This is a genomic window from Gracilibacillus oryzae, assembly GCF_009498735.1.
GTDB lineage: Bacteria > Bacillota > Bacilli > Bacillales > Amphibacillaceae > Gracilibacillus > Gracilibacillus oryzae.
In genome coordinates this window covers 1-3647 of record NZ_ML762469.1, presented here as the reverse complement: position 1 = coordinate 3647, position 3647 = coordinate 1, and the positions used below count along the sequence as shown (strand labels likewise).

Sequence of the window (3647 nt, the reverse complement as noted above, 5' to 3'; positions counted from 1 at the left end):
CGACCGAGGCTGTTGAACAAAATGAAAAAAGGGTTCACTCTACAAAGCAGAAACGGCAATCTTCAAGGAATAATATCGTGCCAGACTGGTATCCCGTTTACCGAAAAAAAGCGACACATGAAAAGCTGGAACCCTCTCCAGAAGAAAAAGAGAAAATCGCAGCAGAGTCTGATCGGATGCTGGCAGAGTATTTGGCAGGTCAAGGGTAGGTGGACGTTTAGGCTTTCTTTCGGTAAGGCTGAGCAATGGAATAAAGAGCCTTGTTGAGCAGAATCTCAGCAGAATGTTATGACGGGAAGACAGTTTAAAGGATAATATTTACAATTCAAAATAATATTATTTGATTAACATGCCACGAATTTTGTCGATATTAATAATAAATAATAGCAGGCAGGTGGCATCTTGTGAAAAAGCAACGTAAGAAAAGTATTGCAAAATCATTAATTTCTTTTATTGTTCCCGTAATTGTAATAGCTCTCATCTTAATCTCGACAATTGGTTACAATTTTTCTAAAAATATTATTACAGATCAGTTAGATTATTCAATGAGGACAAAACTTCAGGAAACTGTTCAGCAAATCAATTTGATTCTTGAGCGGGAAAAAGCTATTGCACAAAGCTATGCAAAAACAGTCGAAGTAGACGCTGACAGTTTAACGGAAGATGATTATAATGAGCTGCTGCAAAAGTATGTACCGATGTACAAGGAAACATATGCGATGGGAGTCTGGTTTGAACCATATGCATTTGGTAACGTAGAGAAGTATGCGCCATATGCACACAGAGATGGGAATGAAGTTGTTCTGTCTGATTCCTATACAACAGGGGACACGGATATTTGGACAACTGAATGGTATGAAGCAGGTTCATCCAATCCAGATGGAGGCTGGACAAAAGCTTACATTGATCCTTCAACAGATGTGTCTATGGTAACTGCAGCATATCCATTCTATCAACCTGCTGGAGAACTGATGGGCGTCGTTTCAGCTGATATTGATATTAGCAGTATCCAACAGCTGATTACAGAGACAAAAATCGACTTTAATGGCCAAGCAGTTTTGTTTGAAGATGATGGAGTGTTCTTAGGAGGAGTAGCAGAAGAAAGACTGATAAGTGAAAACATTCTAGATGATCCCAACTCCTCTTTAGTAGCAGCTGCAGAAAAAATGTTAGCGGAAGAATCAGGAGAAGCAGAATATACGGCTGATCAAGAAAACTATTTCTTCTATTATTCTACTATTCCCAATACCAATTGGAAAATCGGTATTAGTGTAAGTGAGAATAATTTGTACGGTTCATTAAATCAGTTATTAACCATTTTTGTTGTTTCAAGTATTGTAGCGATAGCGGTTGTAACTACTCTTATCGTAATATACTCCCGCCGTATGGGAAATACAGCAAAGAAATACAGTCAGATTGCGAAACTTGTAGCAGATGGTGAGCTGGTAAATGAGTTTAATGAAAAAGATCTGAAACGGGGAGACGAGCTTGGCGATATTGGCAGATCACTTTACAGCATGCAGCATAATCTGGTTGATGTTATCAGGAATTTTAAAGACAATGCTGCCAGTATCGATGAACATGCCCAGAACTTATCCTCTTTTTCAGAGCAAATGAGTGCAACATCAGAAAATGTTGCAACAGCTATTGCAACTGTTGCGGAAGGTGCATCAGATCAGCATGAGCAGTTAAAAACGGTGAATGCGAGAGTTGCCCAATTCGGATCAGGACTGGATTTTATGAATCAATCAATTAATGAGGTGGATCATTCTACTAATTCCATTTTAGTTATGGCCAGTGAAAGCAATGAGGAAATGAACCGAATGACAGTTTCATTTGAAACACTTAATAAGACATTTAGAGAATTAATCGATAAGGTGAAATCAGTAGAATTAAATATTCGCAATGTCAATGAAATGACAGAATTGATCAATTCCATTTCTGACCAGACTAATTTACTCGCACTGAATGCCGCAATTGAAGCAGCAAGAGCCGGAGAATCAGGCAAAGGCTTTGCAGTAGTGGCGAACGAGATAAGGGTATTGGCAGAAAAAAGCCGGGAGTCTTCTGACCAGATTGATACAATTATCAAAGGAGTTTTCCAGGACACTGGTGAAATGGTCAGCTCTACAGAAGAAGTGAACGAAGAACTGCTGGAACAAAGAGATCAGTTACAGGCAACCATCAAGTCTTTTGAGGAAATAATTCATGCGGTTGAAACAATCTCACCTAAAATAAAAGAAACAAGAGAATCATCAGTAAAGATTCAAAACGAAAAAGACCGGATCATAGGAGAACTGGAGAAGACAGGAGCAATCGCAGAAGATGTAGCAGCATCTGCTGAAGAAATCTCCGCTTCCGCCCAGGAAATGTCTGCATCAACAGAAGAAGTTACCACTTCAGCAGAAGGCCTAGGCGAAATGACAAATGATATGACAGATAAGATTAAATTCTTTAATGTAGATAAATAGTAAAATGAGGCCCAACATACGGTAATTGTCGTATGTTGGGCCTTTTTATCAGCAATGGCTTTAGACTCTCAGTTCGTTCACACTTTTTAAAAAAAATTATGCATAAGTCGTAAGAAAAGAGCGGAAGTTGCAAATAAATCGGAGCTGCTGCAAATAAAAAGTGGAAACTGCAAATAAATCGGAGCTGCTGCAAATAAAAATGCTGGAAGTCGCAAGAAGAGAGTGAGAAGTCGCAAGAAGAAGCGAGGAAGTCGCAAGAAGAAGCGGGAAGTCGCAAGAAGAAGCGGGGAAGTCGCAAGAAGAAGCGGGAAGTCGCAAGAAGAAGGTGGGAAGTCGCAAGAAGAAGGCGGGAAGACGCAAGAAGAAGGCGGGAAGACGCAAGAAGAAGGCGGAAAGACGCAAGAAGAAGGCGGGAAGACGCAAGAAGGGGGTGGGAAGTCGCAAGAAGAAGGCGGGAAGTCGCAAGAAGAAGGCGGGAAGTCGCAAGAAGAAGGTGGGAAGTCGCAAGAAGGGAGCGGGAAGACGCAAGAAGGGAGCGGGAAGACACAAGAAGAAGGCGGGAAGTCGCAAGAAGAACGCAGAAAGTCGCAAGAAGAGCGCAGAAAGTCGCAAGAAGGAGCGAGGAAGTCGCAAGAAGAGCGCGAAGTCGCAAGAAGAGCGCAGGAAGTCGCAAGAAGAGCGCAGGAAGTCGCAAGAAGAGCGCAGGAAGTCGCAAGAAGAACGCAGAAAGTCGCAAGAAGAGCGCAGAAAGTCGCAAGAAGGAGCGAGGAAGTCGCAAGAAGAAGCGGGGAAGTCGCAAGAAGAGAGTGGATTATTTTCTAAACTTCCATTTATCACTTCATATTTCCAATCATTTTAAAAATATGAGAGAATATGGTATGTTGGAAAGGGAATTTATAACTGATAATGCAATTATTAGATTGATTGATTTGAAGTGTAAATCGTATGGGAGGTGTTCATCTTGGCCAATAAGACATGGAAAAAGCTAACGGTATATTCAGGTGTAACTGCTATGGTAATAATGTTTGGGGCTATTTTTATATTAGGTGAGAATACACCAAGAGGTTTTATGGTAGTGGATGCCGATCCAGTCTTACTTGCAATCTTATTACCGATTATTGGTACATTGGGTTTTATCACTTTATTAGGGATAATGAGGTCAATGATGGGCAATAA

The 3647-nt window shown here is 40.9% G+C and carries 3 protein-coding genes and 1 pseudogene; all 4 read left to right on the top strand.

Going from position 1 to position 3647, the window contains the following annotated elements; genetic code table 11:
- A pseudogene (locus tag F9U64_RS22710) lies at positions 1-209 on the top strand (hypothetical protein); the annotation flags it as partial.
- 195 nt (positions 210-404) lie between these two features.
- Positions 405-2471 (top strand): methyl-accepting chemotaxis protein, encoded by a 2067-nt coding sequence (locus F9U64_RS22445; RefSeq protein ID WP_153407125.1) that lies wholly within the window; start codon positions 405-407, stop codon positions 2469-2471.
- A 222-nt stretch (positions 2472-2693) separates the two neighbouring features.
- Entirely contained in the window at positions 2694-3293 is a 600-nt protein-coding gene (locus tag F9U64_RS22440; RefSeq protein ID WP_153407124.1) for a hypothetical protein, read from the top strand.
- A 139-nt stretch (positions 3294-3432) separates the two neighbouring features.
- The coding region (locus F9U64_RS22435) for a hypothetical protein (protein ID WP_153407123.1) at positions 3433-3647 on the top strand (215 nt) is incomplete at its 3' end.